At 30.9% G+C, this 19,261-nt stretch carries 18 protein-coding genes and 1 other annotated feature (1 of these 19 running past the window's edge); of the genes, 1 reads left to right on the top strand and 17 read right to left on the bottom strand.

From position 1 onward, the window contains the following. Positions 1 to 139 (bottom strand) — a binding site (T-box leader); it reaches 62 nt to the left of the window's first position. A 132-nt stretch (positions 140 to 271) separates the two neighbouring features. From EYR00_RS04985 to EYR00_RS04975, 3 genes are all read right to left on the bottom strand, one after another. Continuing rightward, on the bottom strand, positions 272 to 1,039 hold the full coding sequence (locus EYR00_RS04985; protein WP_008792768.1) for a DUF975 family protein: 768 nt from the start codon (positions 1,037 to 1,039) through the stop codon (positions 272 to 274). 242 nt (positions 1,040 to 1,281) lie between these two features. After that, on the bottom strand, positions 1,282 to 1,998 hold the full coding sequence (locus tag EYR00_RS04980; protein WP_003534494.1) for a TrmH family RNA methyltransferase: 717 nt from the start codon (positions 1,996 to 1,998) through the stop codon (positions 1,282 to 1,284). Then, a complete protein-coding gene (locus EYR00_RS04975; RefSeq protein ID WP_003534497.1) occupies positions 1,995 to 2,660 on the bottom strand; it encodes a M48 family metallopeptidase in 666 nt (221 codons plus the stop codon). Before EYR00_RS04975 ends, EYR00_RS04980 begins: the two co-directional genes overlap by 4 nt. A 60-nt stretch (positions 2,661 to 2,720) precedes the next feature. On the opposite strand from EYR00_RS04975, the gene sspI reads away from it, so the two are divergent. Continuing rightward, positions 2,721 to 2,921 carry a small acid-soluble spore protein SspI gene (gene sspI, locus EYR00_RS04970; protein WP_008792770.1) on the top strand — a complete coding sequence of 67 codons (201 nt, stop codon included), beginning with the start codon at positions 2,721 to 2,723 and terminating at the stop codon, positions 2,919 to 2,921. A gap of 4 nt (positions 2,922 to 2,925) precedes the next feature. On the opposite strand, the gene EYR00_RS04965 is transcribed toward sspI, so the two are convergent. From EYR00_RS04965 to rlmD, 14 genes are all read right to left on the bottom strand, one after another. Beyond that, positions 2,926 to 3,369, bottom strand: coding sequence for a hypothetical protein (locus tag EYR00_RS04965; protein WP_003534502.1), 444 nt, complete (start codon positions 3,367 to 3,369; stop codon positions 2,926 to 2,928). Then, complete coding sequence (locus EYR00_RS04960; RefSeq protein ID WP_003534503.1) at positions 3,362 to 4,207, bottom strand: hypothetical protein; 846 nt, start codon at positions 4,205 to 4,207, stop codon at positions 3,362 to 3,364. Before EYR00_RS04960 ends, EYR00_RS04965 begins: the two co-directional genes overlap by 8 nt. Positions 4,208 to 4,473: 266 nt before the next feature. Then, positions 4,474 to 5,910 carry a pyruvate kinase gene (gene pyk / locus EYR00_RS04955; RefSeq protein ID WP_003534505.1) on the bottom strand — a complete coding sequence of 479 codons (1,437 nt, stop codon included), beginning with the start codon at positions 5,908 to 5,910 and terminating at the stop codon, positions 4,474 to 4,476. Positions 5,911 to 5,945: 35 nt separating this feature from the next. Continuing rightward, entirely contained in the window at positions 5,946 to 6,905 is a 960-nt protein-coding gene (gene pfkA / locus EYR00_RS04950) for a 6-phosphofructokinase (protein WP_008792771.1), read from the bottom strand. Between the two features lie 107 nt (positions 6,906 to 7,012). After that, on the bottom strand, positions 7,013 to 7,921 hold the full coding sequence (locus tag EYR00_RS04945; protein ID WP_003534509.1) for an ATP-binding protein: 909 nt from the start codon (positions 7,919 to 7,921) through the stop codon (positions 7,013 to 7,015). Between the two features lie 9 nt (positions 7,922 to 7,930). Next, a complete protein-coding gene (locus tag EYR00_RS04940) occupies positions 7,931 to 9,175 on the bottom strand; it encodes a DnaD domain protein (protein ID WP_003534511.1) in 1,245 nt (414 codons plus the stop codon). A gap of 1 nt (position 9,176) precedes the next feature. Next, entirely contained in the window at positions 9,177 to 9,746 is a 570-nt protein-coding gene (coaE, locus tag EYR00_RS04935) for a dephospho-CoA kinase (protein WP_008792773.1), read from the bottom strand. Then, entirely contained in the window at positions 9,747 to 10,694 is a 948-nt protein-coding gene (locus EYR00_RS04930; protein ID WP_009299836.1) for a Gfo/Idh/MocA family protein, read from the bottom strand. It lies immediately after the preceding gene. Between the two features lies 1 nt (position 10,695). Next, positions 10,696 to 11,508 carry a DNA-formamidopyrimidine glycosylase gene (gene mutM, locus EYR00_RS04925; RefSeq protein ID WP_003534517.1) on the bottom strand — a complete coding sequence of 271 codons (813 nt, stop codon included), beginning with the start codon at positions 11,506 to 11,508 and terminating at the stop codon, positions 10,696 to 10,698. A 9-nt stretch (positions 11,509 to 11,517) separates the two neighbouring features. Next, complete coding sequence (gene polA / locus EYR00_RS04920; protein ID WP_003534518.1) at positions 11,518 to 14,130, bottom strand: DNA polymerase I; 2,613 nt, start codon at positions 14,128 to 14,130, stop codon at positions 11,518 to 11,520. Between the two features lie 11 nt (positions 14,131 to 14,141). Then, positions 14,142 to 17,195 carry a DNA polymerase III subunit alpha gene (dnaE, locus tag EYR00_RS04915; protein ID WP_003534519.1) on the bottom strand — a complete coding sequence of 1,018 codons (3,054 nt, stop codon included), beginning with the start codon at positions 17,193 to 17,195 and terminating at the stop codon, positions 14,142 to 14,144. Positions 17,196 to 17,254: 59 nt separating this feature from the next. Continuing rightward, on the bottom strand, positions 17,255 to 17,560 hold the full coding sequence (locus tag EYR00_RS04910; protein ID WP_003534520.1) for a hypothetical protein: 306 nt from the start codon (positions 17,558 to 17,560) through the stop codon (positions 17,255 to 17,257). A 74-nt stretch (positions 17,561 to 17,634) separates the two neighbouring features. Continuing rightward, positions 17,635 to 17,880: a TIGR03905 family TSCPD domain-containing protein gene (locus tag EYR00_RS04905; protein WP_008792776.1), complete on the bottom strand. Its 246-nt coding sequence runs from the start codon at positions 17,878 to 17,880 to the stop codon at positions 17,635 to 17,637. Between the two features lie 61 nt (positions 17,881 to 17,941). After that, positions 17,942 to 19,249 carry a 23S rRNA (uracil(1939)-C(5))-methyltransferase RlmD gene (rlmD, locus tag EYR00_RS04900; protein WP_003534522.1) on the bottom strand — a complete coding sequence of 436 codons (1,308 nt, stop codon included), beginning with the start codon at positions 19,247 to 19,249 and terminating at the stop codon, positions 17,942 to 17,944. Positions 19,250 to 19,261: the final 12 nt, after the last annotated feature.

The following is a 19,261-nucleotide window of genomic DNA, read 5'->3' as shown; positions in this document are numbered from 1 at the left end:
AACTGTAACGTAGCTTAAACGGCGATGATTAGTCGCACTCCAAGGTGAATTCAATAATGCTGCTGTTAGAAGATTTCCAGCAAATATCTTCCTCTCTATAACAACTTTCTTACCTACTAGTCCTTATCAACGTGTTATTATACCTAGATATTATAACGTGTTTAGCTTATTTTGACAATCATTTTATGAGCATAATCATAAAAATAGAGCTCTTGACTGCTTTAATCGATAAGCAAAGTTATTCGATAGTTATATTTTAAATATTAAGTTTTTATTCATCCAAACCACTATTTTCAAAAAATAAAGCTTTATAAATAATCAACTTACGTTTAATTAAAACCGCTTCCCCAACAATAAAAATAATTGCACTAATATCCAGCATTGTAGGTAATACAAACGAAACTAGTAATGTAATTATAATCAATCCTAAATACTCTTTCCAAAAACTTAAATATAATTTTAGATAGGCCTTCTTTTTATGCTTCATAAATTGTCGTGAACGTTTTAGTGCCCTTAGATTTTTTACATCACTTGTTTCCATTAAATATGGAAACATTCCATAATTGCAATCAAGAAAAACATATGTTCCGATGACAATTACTAATAAAGTAATTACTATTATCCAATACTGTGCTAAGATTGAAACAATGTCCCTGCCGCCAATAATTCCAATATCACAATATGATACAAGTAATATAAATGCAACTATAACTAGAGCTAAAACAAAAACAGCAATCAGTGAATAAATAAAATAAGTCGTAAAATACTTACTGATCTTCTTTATTCCGTAAAGTGTATCATCAATTGCAGATAATTCTTGCTGATCAACAATTTTTAATGATGCGTAAACTAACCCTTGTGGCATTGTTAATGTAATTAATCCTAAAATAAGCCCTAGCACTTGACTAAAAAAATTAACGGCCTGAACAAAAATGACAGCTGATGTAATCAGAAGAACTGTCTTCGTTATCTCTCGACCGTTATTACTAATATAATTATTAGCATATTCTTTTATTGTTTTGATTGAATACACTGGCATATAAATCCCCTCCCTATTCATTTAATTGCCCTGATCAACTCTTTAATTGTTTAATTTTACACTGTGTTATTTTAAATATTTATCTATCTTCGTAAAATTAACCCAATCAATAACAATATAATATAAACACAATTAATTATATTTATTATTTTTATGTGTTAATATTATCTAAATTAATTATAACTTAGATAATATAATACTGCAACTAATATATATTATAAAAAACAGTCACACCGTGACTGTTACTTAAAATGATACATCATAATACCTCCCGCAATAGCAACATTTAATGATTCAATCGTATTAATCGGTATGTATCCAATATCATCACATTTAGCAAGAACTTCTGGATTCATCCCATTACCTTCATTACCAACAACAAAAGCCATCTTACTATAGCGATTTATCTGTGCAATATTCTTTCCATTTTCAAGTGCACTGCCAATTACCACAACACCTTTTTCTTGTAATTGCGAAATTAATTGTGTTAGATTCCCATAAATACAACTAAGGTGAAAATTGGCGCCTTGCATTGAGCGAAGTAATTTATCATTATATAAATCAACACAGTTATTAGATAAAATAACTTGATCAATTGAAAAAGCTAAAGCAGTACGAATCAAAGTACCAATATTTCCAGGATCTTGTAAGTCATCTAAAAGCAAATAACGTCTTCCTTCTTTTAATTGTATTTCTTTTTGCATCCGGCACTTAGCCATAATTGACTGAGGAGACTTGGTAAATGCCAGTTTAGCCATTACTTCCTCACTTACTTCAAGTACTTCTAATTCACTGTCAATATGTTTGGTACTAATTAGCAGTTCCACTTGATTTGCTTTTAATGCCTCTGTAACAAGATGATCGCCTTCAACTAAATATGCCTTCATTTCATCACGATACTTTTTTTGTTTTAATTTCATCAATGTTTTAATTGTACTATTAGTGGTAGAAGTTATCATATTCCAATCTCCTTTAACTTTTTCTCGCGCTCTTTGTAATCCGGGAGCCTCTTTTGTACTTCTTGATAAAATAGCTTTGAGTGATTAGGCTGAATAAAATGACATAGTTCATGAACAATTACATAATCAATCAATTCTTTTTCTAGATGTACTAGAACCAAATTAAAACAAACCTTATTTTGATTTGAAAAACACGCTCCCCAACGAGCTTTTAACTTCTTAATCTGAATTACCGGCATATTTAAACTAAAATTACTTTTTAAATATTCTTTAATTTTAAATTCTAAATATTTATTTAAAATTTGTTTTAACTCTCGTTCTATTGTCTCTTGAACTTGATGATGATACACAAATAATTTATTTTCATGAAAAGCTACTTTGCGTTGATTTAAATCGCGTACAACAATTTGATAACGCTGATTAAAGATATACACATAGCCATTATTAATATATTGATATTTAGGAAGATAATTCTTAATTTGTTTTAAAACGACTTGTTGATTATCACGAATCAATTTTTCTATAGCAGTAATTGAAAAAGCCGAAGAACTATTTACTACTACTTTACCAGAAACAATCTTCAAATAACAACGTTTGATTGGTTTAAAATTTAATTGATACTCAATAATTTGACCGTCTAATTCAATTTGTCTAATTTCCATAATTTCCTCAGTATAAAATCCATTAATCTTCCTATACTAATAAAGATGAGGAGTGATTATATGGATATTCGTAAAGCTTTATTAACTAAACTGCATAATAGTTCACCTGATGAACTGAAAGAAATCATCAATGGCGGAATTGCTTCGAAAGAAGAAACAATTCTCCCAGGTCTTGGTGTATTATTTGAAGAATATTATAATTCTTTAAATAGTATGCAACAGGATGCAATGATTCATGCTATTAGCAGTTTATTAAAATAGACTCTTAGAGTCTATTTTTTCTTTGTTTAAATTCTTCTTTAATTGATCTTAATAACATAAAAATAACCAATAAAATAAAGTTTAACTTAAATAATTGATTAAAATCAATTATCAATAAAATTACCAGAATTACAATTGGAATGATACTCCCATAAGCAATCATTTCTTTCCCTTTAATAACAAGTTTACCATGATTTTTATTACGATCTTTTAGTGCATCCATTACAATTTTATATATTTCAAATAACAGATAATTCAAGATCCATAGTAATAAAAAATATGCAGTAGTATAAAAATTATCAGCAAATATCTTGATAAATGCTCTTAACGGCAGCATGTTATAATAATTTGTTATATCATAAACAAAACTAAATACTGTGATTGCAAAAGTAGCTAATAAATTACGAGCTAGATAAATAACAATAAAATCCTTCTTTATCTTATCCATAATAGTCACCTACTTCTCTAGTTTTTAAATCAATCGCAAAAGCAAACTTCTCTTTTCCATTGCTAAAAATAATCACTACACTTAAGTCCTTATCTTTAAAACTATCATCTTCAAGATTGTATGTCCCATAATCATTACCATTGACGAGTTCTTTACTTTTACCAGTAATCTTTTTAAATACCACATAATTATCATTATCTTCTTTATCACCATTTTTATCTTTTAAATAACGGTATTCTAAAGATACTGTAGGGTATTCTTTAATCACATCATCACTTGCCGCTTTTAGTGTCCCTAAACGCATCATCGAATTAGAAATACTTGCATTTTCAATTCGATATTCTTTATTTGAACCTTCCAATTGTTCAACTGGAGTAATTTTTAAATCAACTTCACTTAACTTTTGATCATTTGCTTCTATTGTTAGTGATGCTGATTTAACATCGTCCAAATCAATTTCTTTATATTTTTTTGAGATACTTTGAATTGAATAAATCAAATTATCACTATGATATTCTTCTACAACAAATTCATAGTCAAATTTTTGTTGATTCTCTCCATATAATGATAGTTTAACTGTAGGAACAGCTCCGTTAGTTAAATTCACATCTTTAAAAATAATTCGTCCTTCTCCTAAATGAAAACTTTGACGATCCAAATACGCTTCAATATTTTCTACTTTTAATTGATTATTTTCACCTTTTAATATGTAATCATAATAAACTACTTCACCATATGTTTGAAATACAAAATCATCATACATAAAAAATAATGTTGCTGTAACAATAAGGGTAAAGATCAATGTAACTAGTAAATGCTGTTTATGTTTTTTGTCCATTTTTATCACCGGTCTTATTATAACCTATTTTTTATGAGATAGAAAGAAAAACAACCCAAGCCAAATTTACATATTAATTCCTTATTCATCATTTTTTTATGAATTTACAACTTGCTATTACTTTTAAAAACCAGATAAGCTCAAAACAGTTACTAAATTAAAAGGGATCGACTCTGCTTTTCACAAAATCAATCCCTTTTAAAATCAAATATTTAAATTATAAATACCTATTTCACAATATACTTAAAATCTATATGTATTTAAAATTATTTTACAGTAACTAATTCTAAATAGCTAGTAGTTCCACCAACACCTGGTGTTCCAGCAGTAATTAAAATTTGTTCCCCTGGTTCAACACCATTTTCTTTAGCAAGAACTTGAGCATATTCTAATTGAGCTGCACGATCATGCATAGGTTGACATACAACACCTTTTACACCCCAGTTTAAGGCTAATGAACGAGTAACTGGTTCATAAGGTGTAGCTGCAATTACCATAGATTCTGGACGATAACGAGATACACGTTTAGCAGTTGATCCACTTTCAGTATAAACAACAATAGCAGATACCTTAAATTTAGAAGCAATCTCAGCTACTGACATACAAATTGCTTCTGAAGGGTCTTCTGGAGCAGTTCTGATTGCTTTTCTTAATAATGAAGCATAATCTAAAGTTTCTTCTGTCTTTAATGCAATTTTTGTCATTGTCATAACTGCTTCTTCAGGATATTTACCTTGAGCAGACTCACCAGATAACATGATTGCATCAGTACCATCATAAATAGCATTAGCAACGTCACTTACTTCAGCACGAGTTGGTCTTGGATTTTCTTGCATACTATCTAACATTTGAGTAGCAGTAATAACAACTTTACCAGCAGCACGACATTTTTTAATTAATTGTTTTTGAATTAAAGGTACATCTTCAGCAGGTACTTCAACTCCTAAATCTCCACGAGCAACCATGATACCATCAGCTACTTTTAAGATTTCGTCCATGTTTTCAACACCTTCGCTGTTTTCGATTTTAGCGATAATTTGAATTTCAGGATGACCATTTTCAATTAATAATTTTTTAACATCTAAAACATCTTGCGCCCGTCTTACGAAAGATGCAGCAATAAAGTTTACTCCTTGTTCGCATCCAAAAGTAATATCAGCTGTATCTTTAGGAGATAAATAATCAAATCCTAATTTAATTCCTGGAACATTGATTCCACGTTTGTTTTTAACTACACCATCGTTAGCACATACACAAACAATATCTTCTCCTTCAACATGATCAACTAATAATTCAACTTGACCATCATTTACTAAAATGAAACCACCAGGTTTAACATCTTTATATAATTCTTTATAAGTGATTGTAAAACGATCACTTGTACCTTCAATATCTTCAGTAGTAATAACAGTAGTTTGTCCTTTTTTGAATTCTGTTTTTCCACCTACGAAATCACCAGTTCTAATTTCTGGTCCTTTTGTATCTAATAAGATAGCAATGTTTTTATTTAACTCTTTGCTTAACTTACGTACAGTAACAATTCTTCCACCATGTTCTTCGAAATCACCATGAGAGAAGTTTAATCTCATAACGTTCATACCAGCAAGAATTAACTTTCTTAACATTTTTTCGTTTTCACTTGCAGGCCCAATTGTACAAACGACACGAGTTTTCTTTTTTCTTTCTTTTAGTTCAAATACCATATCCTAATTTTCCTCACCTTACATTTTTATTTATATTAACGAAGCTTCATTGCATCTTCGTAAATACCAAAATCAGTTTTACGTTTATGTGATAATGTTTCTTCAATATCTAATCCTTTGATTTCTCCATTGACTTGGCTTACACATAAACCACCTTTACCAGCTTCTAATAATTCCACTGCATATACACCCATGCGAGAAGCTAAAACACGATCGCGAGCTGAAGGACGTCCCCCTCTTTGCATATGCCCTAAAACGTTCGCACGAGTTTCAAAACCTGTTGCAGCTTCTACTTTTTTAGCTAATTCGTGAACATCAGTAATATGTTCAGTAATAACTACGATTGCATGTTTTTTATCAGATTCTTTTGATGCCTTTAATCTTTCAATTACTTTTGATTCATCAAAACCAATCTCACTAGTAATAATCATTTCAGCCCCATCAGCAATTCCAGCATTAATAGCTAAATCACCACAACGACGTCCCATTACTTCTAAGATAGTACAACGTTGATGAGAACTTGAAGTATCTCTTAAACGATCTAATGCGTCAACAATTGTATTTAAAGCTGTATCAAAACCAACAGTAAAATCAGTATCTGGAATATCATTATCAATTGTTCCTGGGATACCAATACAGTTAACACCCATTTCAGTAAGTTTTAAAGCTCCATTATAACTTCCGTCTCCACCAATAACGACCAAAGCTTCCATCCCTACTTTTTTCATTTGTTCAATTGCAACTTTTCTAATTTCAGGATCTTTAAATTCCGGGAAACGTGCTGATTTCAAAATCGTTCCCCCTAAGTTAATAATATTACGAGTACTATGACGATCAAATTTAATGAAATCTCCTTCATATAACCCTTTGTATCCTAGGCGTACTCCGTATACTTCAATACCTTTATTTAAACATGTTCTTGCCACTGCACGAACAGCTGCATTCATTCCAGGAGCATCTCCACCAGATGTTAATACACCAATACATTTAACCATTGTTTTTCCTCCTAATAACCACATTTTTATTTCCAAGACATTTTAACACAAAAAGATTGATGTTTCCATCAAATCTTTAATATTTTACACTAAAACTCAAACTTTTTTTAGCGTAAATCCTTACCTTTTAATTCTACTGGAATACTAACCGCTTTCATTCTTGAAATTAGTCGTTCGACTCTTTCTTTGTCTCCAGCTTTTAAAGTATAAAGCTTTTTTAGTTTTTCCAAAGAGTATTCACTAGTAAAAAAAGTAGCTCTTTGATTTTGTAGCCGATAAGCAATTATTGCTGATAATATCTCATCACGTGACCATGACGTAACTGACTCACCACCAACATCATCAATAACCAAATAATCTAAATTTTTCATCAGCTCAATTGAACTATTGACTCCCTCATTACCAAAAGAACTTTTTAAATCCATTAGAAAAGTTGGAAAATGTATATAACCACATTTATATCCCTTGGTTACAAGACACCGAATCAAGAAGCCCATTACTGTACTTTTACCATTTCCGCCTTCACCATATAAATAAAAGCCTTTATTAGTAGGATTTTTAATATAATCCATCATCATTTTAATAACTACTCGTCCATTGCCATTAGGATCATCAATGATTGTCAAGTCACTCGGCTTCGTTAATAATATTTTATTGTTAACATTTTTTAATAAAATATCATTCAAAATCTTTTGATCATCAAAATGTGCCTGACCATAACGGCAAGGCTGTAATGAAAGCTTTACTTCGCCATCCTGATAATTAAATAGACGAACCATTCCTTTAGAAATCTTAGGGCAAGATTTTAATGATTTACAGCCAATACAAACATCCAAATCTTCTTTATAATCAAGAAATTCAATCCAATTTTCTTCAATATCACGACGACTTAAATTAAACTCCTGCAATACCTTAATAATATTATGGTCATTCATTAAAGTATTAATACTATTTTCTTTATTTTTATTAAAACTATCATCATTATTAAACAAATTAATATCTTGAATACTCTTCATCTTGCCCTCCTATTCGAACTGACTTAAAAATTCATCTAACTCATCCATGTCTACATTATCATTATCAACCATATTGATTTCAGTTTCTTCATTATCATCGTTATTATTACGACGATATTTTAAGTATACATTAGCTTCATCCATCGCATCTTTAACTGTCTTGATTTTTTTTCGTTTCCACTGTGAAGCTCGTGCTTGCATAAACGCTCTTGATAAAGCATTATCACATTGGGATAGTGTTAACTCAATTAACACATTCATCACACCAGGTTCTAGATACAATGAAGTCATTATCGATTCAACGATTTGTAAATCGTGCTTTAAAGGCTCTCGCCCCCCCTGTTTATCCTTTAACAGTTGATAAGGGTTAATACTTTCTAAATAACTAATATGCTTACTTAAAGCATCATCACCTGTAACACTTTTATGAACAATTGCCTGCTTATGATAAATTTCTTTAAATGTTTCTGGCATATTCAAATCATAATAATCACGGCATTTGCTAATCAAAGCACTGTGAATTAATTTATCATTTTGAAGACAATCTTTAACTAATCCTTGCATATCAATTGCATTAATACGATACAAAGTTCCTAACTGTTTGATTACGGCTTCATCATCGGGAGTAATACATGATCTTTTTATTTGATAATCAGCAAGCCCTTGATAGAACAATGTTAAATCATAATCACTTTCAATACTCCCATAATTAGTATTAAAGTAATCTTTTTCAACCAGGACATCATCACACCCATTTAGTAAATTAATATCGAATACATCAGTGAACTTAGCAGTTACATTATTAAATCCCTCAATACTAAACGCTGATGATTTAAAACATAATTTTGTTCGATATAGCTCCTCTTGCCCTAGACGTTGTAATAGGAGTGGTCCTAGAATAGCATGATTAAAAAATTTAGTTGGTGTTAGGGGTGTTTTTAAAGCATATAAGTATACTCTTTTATTATCACTATCTTTAATATATTTAGAAACTAATCCTATCGCTTCAAGTTTTAAACTCGCTTCATTAAGCTCGGTTAAACTTAAACCGGTTATTTTAGTTAAACGGCTATGAAGGCTAAGGGCTTTAGTCAATGATAACTGATCTAATTCAGCATAAAGACTTAAATATAATCCACAAGCATTATTACCAATCAAAGGTTGATATAGTAGTTGAATACTACGCATATGAATACTATCAAGAGGATAACTTGCATTAACCGTATATAAATCAGACATCATTAACTCGCTCATCTTATCTTCCTTTCAATAATGTTTCAATTTGTTGATATAATTCATCAAGACCCTGATTATTATCTAAAACAATATCCGCTCTCATTTTCTTTTCTTCAATACTCATTTGGTTACCAATGATCAACCTTGCATAATCTTCATCAATATTATCACGCTTCATCAATCTTTTTATTTCTTCGTCCTCTTTTAAATATACAACAATTACTGCATCACATAAATATTCCAAATTACTTTCAAATAATAGCGGTATATCTAAAAAAATTAAATCAAGATGCTGATTAAGCACAATTATTTCTTGCATTTTCTTGATTACATAAGGATGAATTATTGCTTCCAAATCCTTTTTTGCTTGTTTATCATTAAAAATAATCCGACCTAAAGCTTTACGATCAATTGGTCCAGCTGGTAAATCAAAGCGATTTTTTGTTTGTTTAATACACACCTCATCAATAGTTAGTGCATCGTAAGCTAATTTATCACTATCAACCACTAGATAGCCTCGCTGTTTTAGATAATTCGTCACCGTACTTTTACCAGTTGCAATACTGCCAGTTATTCCTAAAACCTTCACTTACATCATCTCCCGTACTGCCTCTAGTATCTTAGCACAATTGATGCTATGGTCAAGACTCATTATTGTACTTTCAACCTGACCATTTTCTATTAGATCATTAAAATGTACGATTTCACTATAAAAATCATCATGATCATATTCAATGTGATATTTGAATATTTCACCACTATTTAAAATAACTTCTAAATCAAGCGGCCGATGAATTGGTCGAATTATCATTTTACCAAGCGTTCCTGTCAATACTGCCTGGTTTTCTTTATTTCGATCCATCGCACATTCAACAATACCAGTTTGTTTCCCAAAATTTAAAATAGCTTTTACATATGTATCAACACCACAATCATGATATTTACAAGTAACATCGACAGTATCCAAAGGTACTTTAAAATAATCATCTAGATAAGCAATATTATAAATACCCAAATCTAATAAACAACCACCCTGCTTTATATCAAACAGATAAGAATTCTGATTATAATCAACTTTACCGCAAAAACTAGTTTCAAGACATTCAAGTTCACCAATAATTCCTTCACTAACCAAACTTTTTGCTTCTTGATAACCAGGTACAAAACGAGTTTTCATCGCTTCCATAAATAAAATATGATGCTTTTTAACTAAATCTTTTATTTCTTCCATTTCTGCAGTATTCATTGTAGCTGGCTTCTCAACTAAAATTTTCTTATTAGCAAGAATAGCTTTTTTGACCCATTCAAAATGATATAAATGCGGTAAGGCAATATAAACCGCTTCAATTTCAGGATCATCCAAAACAGCTTGAAAACTATCATAAGCTTTATTACATGGATGTTTTTCTTGAAAAGCTTTTGCCTTCTCTAGCGTTCGACAACTAACGGCTTCTAAATTAGCACGTGAATCTTGAGCCAGAGCTTCACAGAAACGATGAGCGATCCGACCAGCTCCAACTATTCCCCAATTAATCATTTTACCTTCTCCTTTTTTGACAATGCTTACAGTAATAAGTCCCACGACCTTTTATTGCTACTTTGGTAATCTCACCACCACAAATTGGACAAACTTTTTGTAAGTGGGCTTTTAATTTAACTTGAAATAAACCATCGATCCCATTCGCTGAAAATGAATGAATCGTCGTTCCTCCTTGAGCAATCGCTTCATTTAAAATTGCTGATGACACCTCAATAAGTTCCTGAACACTCTTTTTCGTTAATTTACATGCCGGTGTATTTGGATTTAAACCCATTGCAAAACATATTTCATTTGCGTAAATATTCCCAATCCCCGCAATAATACTTTGATCCAAAATAGCATGTTTAATTGGTAAATTACTTTTATGTAATTTTGGATAAATATCTTCCAACTTGGCATTAAAAGGCTCTGGACCCAATTTGCAAAGGGGGATTTCATTCATATAATTATCCAGACTAACTAATTTCATACGACCAAATTTACGAGTATCGTTATAGCGTAACTGCTTATTATCGTCAAGATTGAAAATGATATGATCATGTTTATTTAACGGCTCATCATGTTCAACATAATGATACTTTCCTTCCATACGAAGATGTGAGACAAATGCAATATCATCTAATTTAAAGATTAAAAATTTTCCAGCCCGATCAATATCATTAATAGTCTGATTTGTACAGGCTTCAATAAATTCCTCAACATCATCTTCAATAATATTAGGATATAATACATCGATTGAAATAATTTTTTTATTCAAAACAAAATTTTTTAACGTTCTACGAACAGTTTCAACTTCTGGTAGTTCTGGCATAATTATCTCCTATTTAAGTTCATACCAATTAACGGCATAACTTCCTTCTGCTTTTAATTCAACATCCATCTTAATTGCAGTCGTCATTCCTTTAGCAACAATTTCCATAACTTCTTGTAATTCTTCTTGATAAACATCAAAGATCAATTCATCGTGTACTTGTAAGATCATCTTAGATTTTAATTGGTGTTTCTTCAATAGCTCATCAACTTTGATCATTGCAACCTTAATAATATCAGCTGCCGATCCTTGTATTGGTGAATTCATTGCTAATCGTTTTCCAAACTCTTGACGCATATAATTTTTTTCATTAATTTCACGAATAAAACGTTTCCGATTCAGCATCGTTGTAACATAACCATTTTTCTTACAAAAATCAATATTACTATCCATATATAATTTTATCTCAGGATAGTTTTCAAAATAACGCTTGATAAATTCACGCGCTTCCCCTACGCTTACTCCAACTTGTTCTGCCAAACCAAAATCAGACATTCCATAAATAATTCCAAAGTTTACAGCCTTAGCATTACGTCGCATCGTACTATCAACTTGTTCTTCAGGTACTCTAAATATTTCACTAGCAGTATGGCGATGAATATCTTTATCTTCGTTAAAAGCTTTGATCAATGATTTAACACCCGCTAAATGAGCCAAGACTCTAAGTTCAATTTGTGAATAATCAAAAGATACTAAATAATCATATTCCGGAACAAAAGCTTTACGAATGAGTTTTCCTTCTGGTGTTTTAACAGGTATATTTTGCAGGTTAGGATCGGTTGATGATAACCTTCCTGTTTGCGTCAACGCCTGATTATAGATTGTATGAATCTTCCCATCTATAAAAACTTGATCTTGTAATCCTATAATATATGTAGAATATAATTTAGAAAGCGTTCGATACTTTAAGACTTTATCAATAATCGGATGTATATCTTTTAGTTTATTCAAAATATCTACTGATGTAGAATATCCTGTTTTCGTTTTCTTACCATTAGGCAAACCTAAATCCTCGAATAAAACTTCTCCCAACTGTTTAGGTGATGCGATATTAAACTCTCTATTAGCAAGCGTATGAATCTCTTTTTCTAAAATATTAATTTCACGACCGAATTGTTCCTCTAGTTGTTTTAAAACAACAGAATCAACTTTTGCCCCTTGAAACTCCATACGTGCTAAAATTTTTGCAACTGGCATTTCAACATCTTTATATAATTCAAATTGATTTTCATTATTCAATTTTTCAATTGCCTGATCCTTTAAAATATAAATAGCTTTTGCCTGTTTAATTAAATGCTCTGCTACTCTTGATGTTTCAGGAACCTTCTTCTTTGCACCCTTTCCATATACTTCTTCATCATAAAAAACATCGTAATACTCATAATACTCACAAACACTGCGAATCTCATCTTTTAAACTTGGATTCAATATATAAGAAGCTAATTGAAGATCAAAAACATAATTTTCTATTTCAAGGCCATGCCATTTTGCTGCATTAATACTCTTTTTAATATCATAACCATATTTTTCAATTTTCTTATCACTAATAAAATTTTTAAAATTAGTACAATTTAAGGCATCCTCAGTTCCAATGAAATAAGCTTCACTATCGTTATAAACTGCAAATCCAACGATCATTGACCGATGATAATTTGTATCATACACACCTACAACCAATGAACTATCACGCTTAATAATTGGTAATTGAGTTACGATTTTAACATCGACTGCTTTTTCAGCCTGAACCTCCTCATTATTCAAAGACATTCTTTTTAATAATGAATTCATGCTGTAACGTCGGTAGAATTCAGCTAACTCATTATAATCATGTCCTTGATAACGATATTCTTCTAAATCGATTTCCATCGGCACATCTTTAATAATTGTTGCAATTCGCTTTGATAACAATCCCTGATCAATATTATCACGAATTTTTTCACCCATCTTTCCTTTTAAATCATCAAGATGTTCGCTTAAATTCTCAACTGTATGATATTCCTTTAGTAATTTTAAAGCTGTTTTTTCTCCAACTCCGGGAATCCCTGGAATATTATCAGATTTATCACCCATCAATCCTTTTAAATCGCGCATTTGATCAGGAATCAAACCATATATTTCTTTAAATTTAGCAGGGGTGATTTTTTCTAATTCTCCTACCCCCTTCTTAGTAAGATAAACACTAATATTATCATCAACTAATTGGAGCATGTCTTTATCACTTGTAACAATACTTACTTTAAAACGTTGTTTGCTTGCTTTAACAGCAACAGTTCCAATAATATCATCGCCTTCATACCCTTCGATTTCCTGATAACGAATTCCATGAGCTGTTAAATATTCACGAATCATTGAAAACTGACAAGCTAATTCATCAGGAGTGGCGCTACGAGTTCCTTTATAAACTTCAAATAAATCATTTCTAAAAGTTTTTTTACCGTAATCAAAGGCAACAACTAAATACTCAGGATTACCCTTTAAAATACTTTCTAACATATTGGCAAATCCATACACTGCATTAGTAGGAACACCATCTTTATTTACCATTAAATTTCCCATTGCTGCCGTTGCATAATAAGCACGGTACAACAACGAGTTTCCATCAATCATTACTAATTCTTTCATTTCTACCTTCCTTAACGTACATTTTTTGCTTGATTTATTATTAGTGATAGTTTATCACGATAATTAACTCTACCTTCAATTAAACAAATCTCACCACGTACTAATATTTTCTTTAAAACTTGAAAACTTGAAGCAAAGACAACAGCATCTACTTCACCAGTTTCATCGTAACCATCAACAAAGCACATCTCTTGTCCTTTTTTATCAACAATCACTTTTACTCTCGATAATGCCATAATAACTCTAACCGGCTGATCAATATAATTGGATAATTCATTTAAATTAACTATTTGCTCCTTTAAGTTATTCTTGATCAAAGCAATCGGATGCATTGTCAAATATACTCCAAGGACCATCTTTTCTTCTTCCAATACTTTGATCCGATTATCACGAACGATCGTTAGGATCGGTGGTTCTTCGATTCCAATTGAATTTTTCAATTCTGCATATTCCATAATCTTATGTAAATTTTGTTTAATTGTCGTGCGATTTAATTTAAACTCATCAAAAGCTCCTGCCATAATTAAACTATCAAGCATTTTACTATTTAATTTGCTTGATTCCATTCTAGAAACAAAATCAAATATATCTTTAAAAGTACCATTTTGACGCTCTGCTTCAATTGCTTTATATCCTGCATAACCAACATTTTTAATCGCTAATAAAGAATAACGAATATTGCCATCTTCAACTTTAAAGCGATCAGTTGAATAATTGATTGATGGTGCCAATAGTTTAACACCATATTTTTTTCCCTCTTGGATACAACTAAGTTTACTTGCATCACTACTTTGTTCATTTGATAATAAAGCACTAAAAAATTCTAATGGAAAGTTCGCCTTTAAATATGCTAACCAATAGGCAATATATCCATAGACAACCGAATGTGATTTATTAAAACCATAGTTAGCAAACCTTTCAATCAATTCAAACACTTTAACTGCTTCGAGCTCACTAAACCCATTAGCAATTCCCCCTTGAATAAATTCACTCTTCATCGCTTTCATTAAACTCGCTGTCTTTTTTGACATTGCTTTTCTCAAAATATCCGCTTTAGCTAATGAAAATCCAGCAACTAATTGTGCCGCCTGCATAATTTGTTCTTGGTATAAAAGAATTCCATATGTAGATTTTAAAATTGGCTTTAAACATTCTAATGGATAAGTTATTGGTTCTTTGCCTTTTTTTCGAGCGATATATGAAGGAATATTAGCCATCGGTCCTGGTCTAAATAATGCGATTGCAGCAATAACATCATCAAGACAATCACATTGCATCTTAACTAATAAATTTTTCATTCCTGAGGACTCTAATTGAAAGATTCCAAAAGTATCACCACGACTGATCATTTCATAAGTTTTTTTATCCTGAAGATCAATGTCGTTAATATTAATTTCAACTTGATGATTCTTAGCAATATCTTTAATAATATAATCAATGATCGTTAAATTCTTTAAACCTAAAAAGTCCATTTTGAGCAAGCCGACTTCTTCGATATAATCTTTTGAATATTGAGTTACAACTCCATTGTTAGGACCTCTGACAAGCGGGACAACTTGGTCCAATACGTCATTTGATAAAACCACTCCCGCTGCATGCGTTGAAATATTACGTGGCAATTTTTCAACAATAAAAACAGCAGGCATGATCTTTCTTAATGCAGGATCTTTATTCACCATTGATTGAAAACTATATGATGTTTCAAAAACTTCTCGAGCACTCTTACGATTCTTATAATTAGTAGGAATATTTTTAGTTAACAATTCTAATCGTGGCAAGGGTACCCCTAGTACTTTTCCAAGATCTTTAATTGCTACTTTAGGACCATAAGTAGAAAAAGTAACGATTTGCGCTACATGCTCATGACCATATTTTTCAGTAACGTAATTTACAACTTCATCACGACGGTCATCTTGAAAATCAATATCAATATCAGGCATACTAATTCTTTCTTCATTTAAAAAACGTTCAAATAGTAAGTCATATCGCAATGGATCTACTCCAGTAATTCCCAATACATAAGCCACTAGGCTGCCAGCCGCTGAACCACGTCCTGGGCCAACTAAGATCTTATGCATTTTAGCATATCGAACATAATCAAAAACAATTAAAAAATAGTCATTAAATCCCATCTTATTGATTACTGTTAATTCTTTTTTTAAGCGTTCAATATATTCATTAGGAATGTTTTTTCCTTTAAATCGTTTTTTCAAACCAACTAAACATAATTGCCTTAAGTAATCACCAGCATCGCCATCTTTAGGAACTGGGTATTTAGGTAAATGCATTTGATCTGTTGGAATGGTTACATTACACAGTCGTATTATATCGTTAGTATTTTCAATATATTTTTTATCAAAAAGACTCTCCATTTCAAAACTAGATTTTAAATATAATTGATCAGTTTGAACTTGGTGTTCTAAATCTAACATCATTCCTTTAGCGGAAGCTTGTAAAAGATCTAAAGTAAAAGCCTCATCTTTATTTAAATAACGGACCTCATTGGTTACACAAATGGGAATATTTTGGAGAGTTGCTAAAGCGACTAAACGTTCATTTAATTTTTGTTGCATTGCAATACCATGGTTTTGTAATCCTACATAAAAATTATTAAAAGTGTTTTTAAACAGTTCTAAATACTTTAACGCCTCCGAATCCAGTTCTTTTAGGATAAGTCGTTCAATAATTCCTTCTTTACATGCTGAAATTACAAATAGATGTTCACGATATAATGACAGTGCCTCTAAACTAATCGCACCTCTTTCACTCAAACAAATTTCACTAGTTATTTTAACCAAATCAAAATAACCCGTCACGTCCCTTGCCAATAGTAATAACGGATATATCTCATGATTGATTTCAACACTTGCTTCTAACCCAAAGACTGCTTTAATACCGTATTTTTTAGCATATTTAGCTAGTTCCATTGCCCCATACATGTTATCTTTATCAGTTAAAGCTAGCGCCTCATAGTGGAGATCACTAGCTTTTTTTACCAAGTCCTCAATTAAGATAGTACTATTTTGAAAACTATATGAACTATAAACTTGTAAATGTCCTAGCATCTATCCCCACATCCTTTCTATTGTGTATTATACCACTAAATAAGCTATTTAAAAAGATATTAGAGGATTGCACGGAACGAAAAAAGAATAATCATAATAGAAAAATATAAACATAAACACATATAAACGGTATCAAAGATTGCCCATGAAGTACAACTTAAGAGCCAAATACGATAACAATATAAAATTGTAACATAATAATGATATTGTACTTGCAAGACACAAAAGCGTCTTTGCCAGCCAATGATCACTATCGATAACAATGTTGCAATTAAATGAAACGGGACGATCCACATTGGACACAGTACCTGCATCAATAAAATTGCCCCACATAAAAATTGTAACTTTTTAATCCGTATTAACATATAATCACCACTAATATTATATGTTATTTACTCTAATAAAATGAAAAGAAGTGGATAATCAAATGATTATTCCACTACATCGCATGTTTAACTAATGCTTTAGCTAATTGATCAGGACAACTAGTTGGTCTTGCCCCACAACGAATACCTTGTAATCGTTCGATTACCTCATTTACTTGCATCCCTTTTGCTAATGCTCCAACACCTTGTGTATTACCAGAACATCCACCAATAAATTTTACGTTATTAACAATGCCATCCTCAACGTCAATAACTATTTGTTTTGAGCATACCCCTTGAGGTTGAAATTTAATTTCCATAACCATTCCTCCTATTTTTAAATATTATAGTTACAAATGAAAATAAAGCAAATAATTTGCTTTATTTTCGAACCAATTTTACAATCGTTGTTAGGTATGAATTATGACAAGATGTATCTAAGCCAATAATTCTTTCCAATTTGTAATTTTTTTCTAAATCAGCTAAATCCTTTGCTAAAGTTGAATGTGACTGACAAGCATAGATAATTGTTTTAAATTTAGCAATTTTAATTGTATCTTTGATTGTATCACTTAATCCATAACGTTCATTTTGAATAATTAAAGTATCATAGACTTTCTTTTTAGCGTATGTAACAATTTTACTATCTAGGTCACCAGCAATAAAAGTAACATTTTCCTTCTTTAAATACTTAGCATTTAATTTAGCATCATCAATTTGATATCTTTTTTCATCAATCGCTACAATTTCTTGATCAAGATTAAGTTCTAATAACCCAATTCCACAATTCAACGAAATTATTTTTTGACTGTCCTGTACTAATGATTTAATTGTTTGATTTTGTTTCCACATCATCTCAATATTTTCTGGTAATTTACTTTTAACCGATACTAGATATTGATTTTTATCATCGTGCAACTCTAGTCTCGTTGCCCCATATAATTTTGAATATCCTAACTCATCAAACTCTTGATGCTTTGAAGTATTAACAGACATGAAGATACTAGCAACATGTGGCAATTGACTAATTTCTTTAACAATTTCTTCCTTCAACCCATCACGACCTGTAATAAAAACTAATTGTAATTTATTATCAATTAATTTAACCTTTAAAAACCTTAATCCTGTTCTAAATTTATCACTATATGTTTTACATTTATTTGTAGTTAAAATCTCTTCTAATTTTAATAAACACTCATTAATTATTGGATGTTGTTTAAAACATCTTGTCATTAATGTTAAATATTTACTATCACGTTGATAGATTCCAAAACTAATTTTCCCTTTAAAATCAACAATAGGCAAATTAACAGCAGTAATAAAGCCCTCTTGACTAGGCGCCGCAATTACATCTTTAAAAATTGTTCTTGATAAATCATACTCTGTATATTTTCTAATTGATTCGCGTACAGCTTCTTTTTTTGCATTCAACTGCTTGAAATAACTTAAATGCAACATCGTACACCCTTGACAATTATCATACGAACGACACTTAGGCGTAACACGATCTTTTGATGGTTTTACTACTTGTAGTAATTTCCCTTCGCTATAAGTTCTAGTCTGTTTAATAATTTCAACAATAACTTCTTCTTGTGGCAACGCTCCAGGAACAAAAACGATCTTTCGATCAATATACCCGATACCTTCACCATTAATCCCTAATTTTTTAATTTCTACATTTTTCTTCATCCTACAATCTCC

The sequence above is a fragment of the Thomasclavelia ramosa DSM 1402 genome, from assembly GCF_014131695.1.
GTDB classification, from domain to species: domain Bacteria; phylum Bacillota_I; class Bacilli_A; order Erysipelotrichales; family Coprobacillaceae; genus Thomasclavelia; species Thomasclavelia ramosa.
This window is presented reverse-complemented; position numbering and strand designations above follow the sequence as displayed.

Coding starts and splice junctions, on each gene's coding strand:
- EYR00_RS04965 (WP_003534502.1), bottom strand. CDS start 3,369: ATGGATAAGATAAAGAAGGATTTTATTGTTATTTATCTAGCTCGTAAT.
- EYR00_RS04905 (WP_008792776.1), bottom strand. CDS start 17,880: ATGGAAATTAAATTTCAACCTCAAGGGGTATGCTCAAAACAAATAGTT.
- pfkA (WP_008792771.1), bottom strand. CDS start 6,905: ATGGTTAAATGTATTGGTGTATTAACATCTGGTGGAGATGCTCCTGGA.
- EYR00_RS04985 (WP_008792768.1), bottom strand. CDS start 1,039: ATGCCAGTGTATTCAATCAAAACAATAAAAGAATATGCTAATAATTAT.
- mutM (WP_003534517.1), bottom strand. CDS start 11,508: ATGCCAGAACTACCAGAAGTTGAAACTGTTCGTAGAACGTTAAAAAAT.
- sspI (WP_008792770.1), top strand. CDS start 2,721: ATGGATATTCGTAAAGCTTTATTAACTAAACTGCATAATAGTTCACCT.
- EYR00_RS04940 (WP_003534511.1), bottom strand. CDS start 9,175: ATGAGCGAGTTAATGATGTCTGATTTATATACGGTTAATGCAAGTTAT.
- EYR00_RS04910 (WP_003534520.1), bottom strand. CDS start 17,560: ATGTTAATACGGATTAAAAAGTTACAATTTTTATGTGGGGCAATTTTA.
- EYR00_RS04975 (WP_003534497.1), bottom strand. CDS start 2,660: ATGGAAATTAGACAAATTGAATTAGACGGTCAAATTATTGAGTATCAA.
- EYR00_RS04980 (WP_003534494.1), bottom strand. CDS start 1,998: ATGATAACTTCTACCACTAATAGTACAATTAAAACATTGATGAAATTA.
- rlmD (WP_003534522.1), bottom strand. CDS start 19,249: ATGAAGAAAAATGTAGAAATTAAAAAATTAGGGATTAATGGTGAAGGT.
- polA (WP_003534518.1), bottom strand. CDS start 14,130: ATGAAAGAATTAGTAATGATTGATGGAAACTCGTTGTTGTACCGTGCT.
- pyk (WP_003534505.1), bottom strand. CDS start 5,910: ATGGTATTTGAACTAAAAGAAAGAAAAAAGAAAACTCGTGTCGTTTGT.
- EYR00_RS04930 (WP_009299836.1), bottom strand. CDS start 10,694: ATGATTAATTGGGGAATAGTTGGAGCTGGTCGGATCGCTCATCGTTTC.
- dnaE (WP_003534519.1), bottom strand. CDS start 17,195: ATGCTAGGACATTTACAAGTTTATAGTTCATATAGTTTTCAAAATAGT.
- EYR00_RS04945 (WP_003534509.1), bottom strand. CDS start 7,921: ATGAAGAGTATTCAAGATATTAATTTGTTTAATAATGATGATAGTTTT.
- EYR00_RS04960 (WP_003534503.1), bottom strand. CDS start 4,207: ATGGACAAAAAACATAAACAGCATTTACTAGTTACATTGATCTTTACC.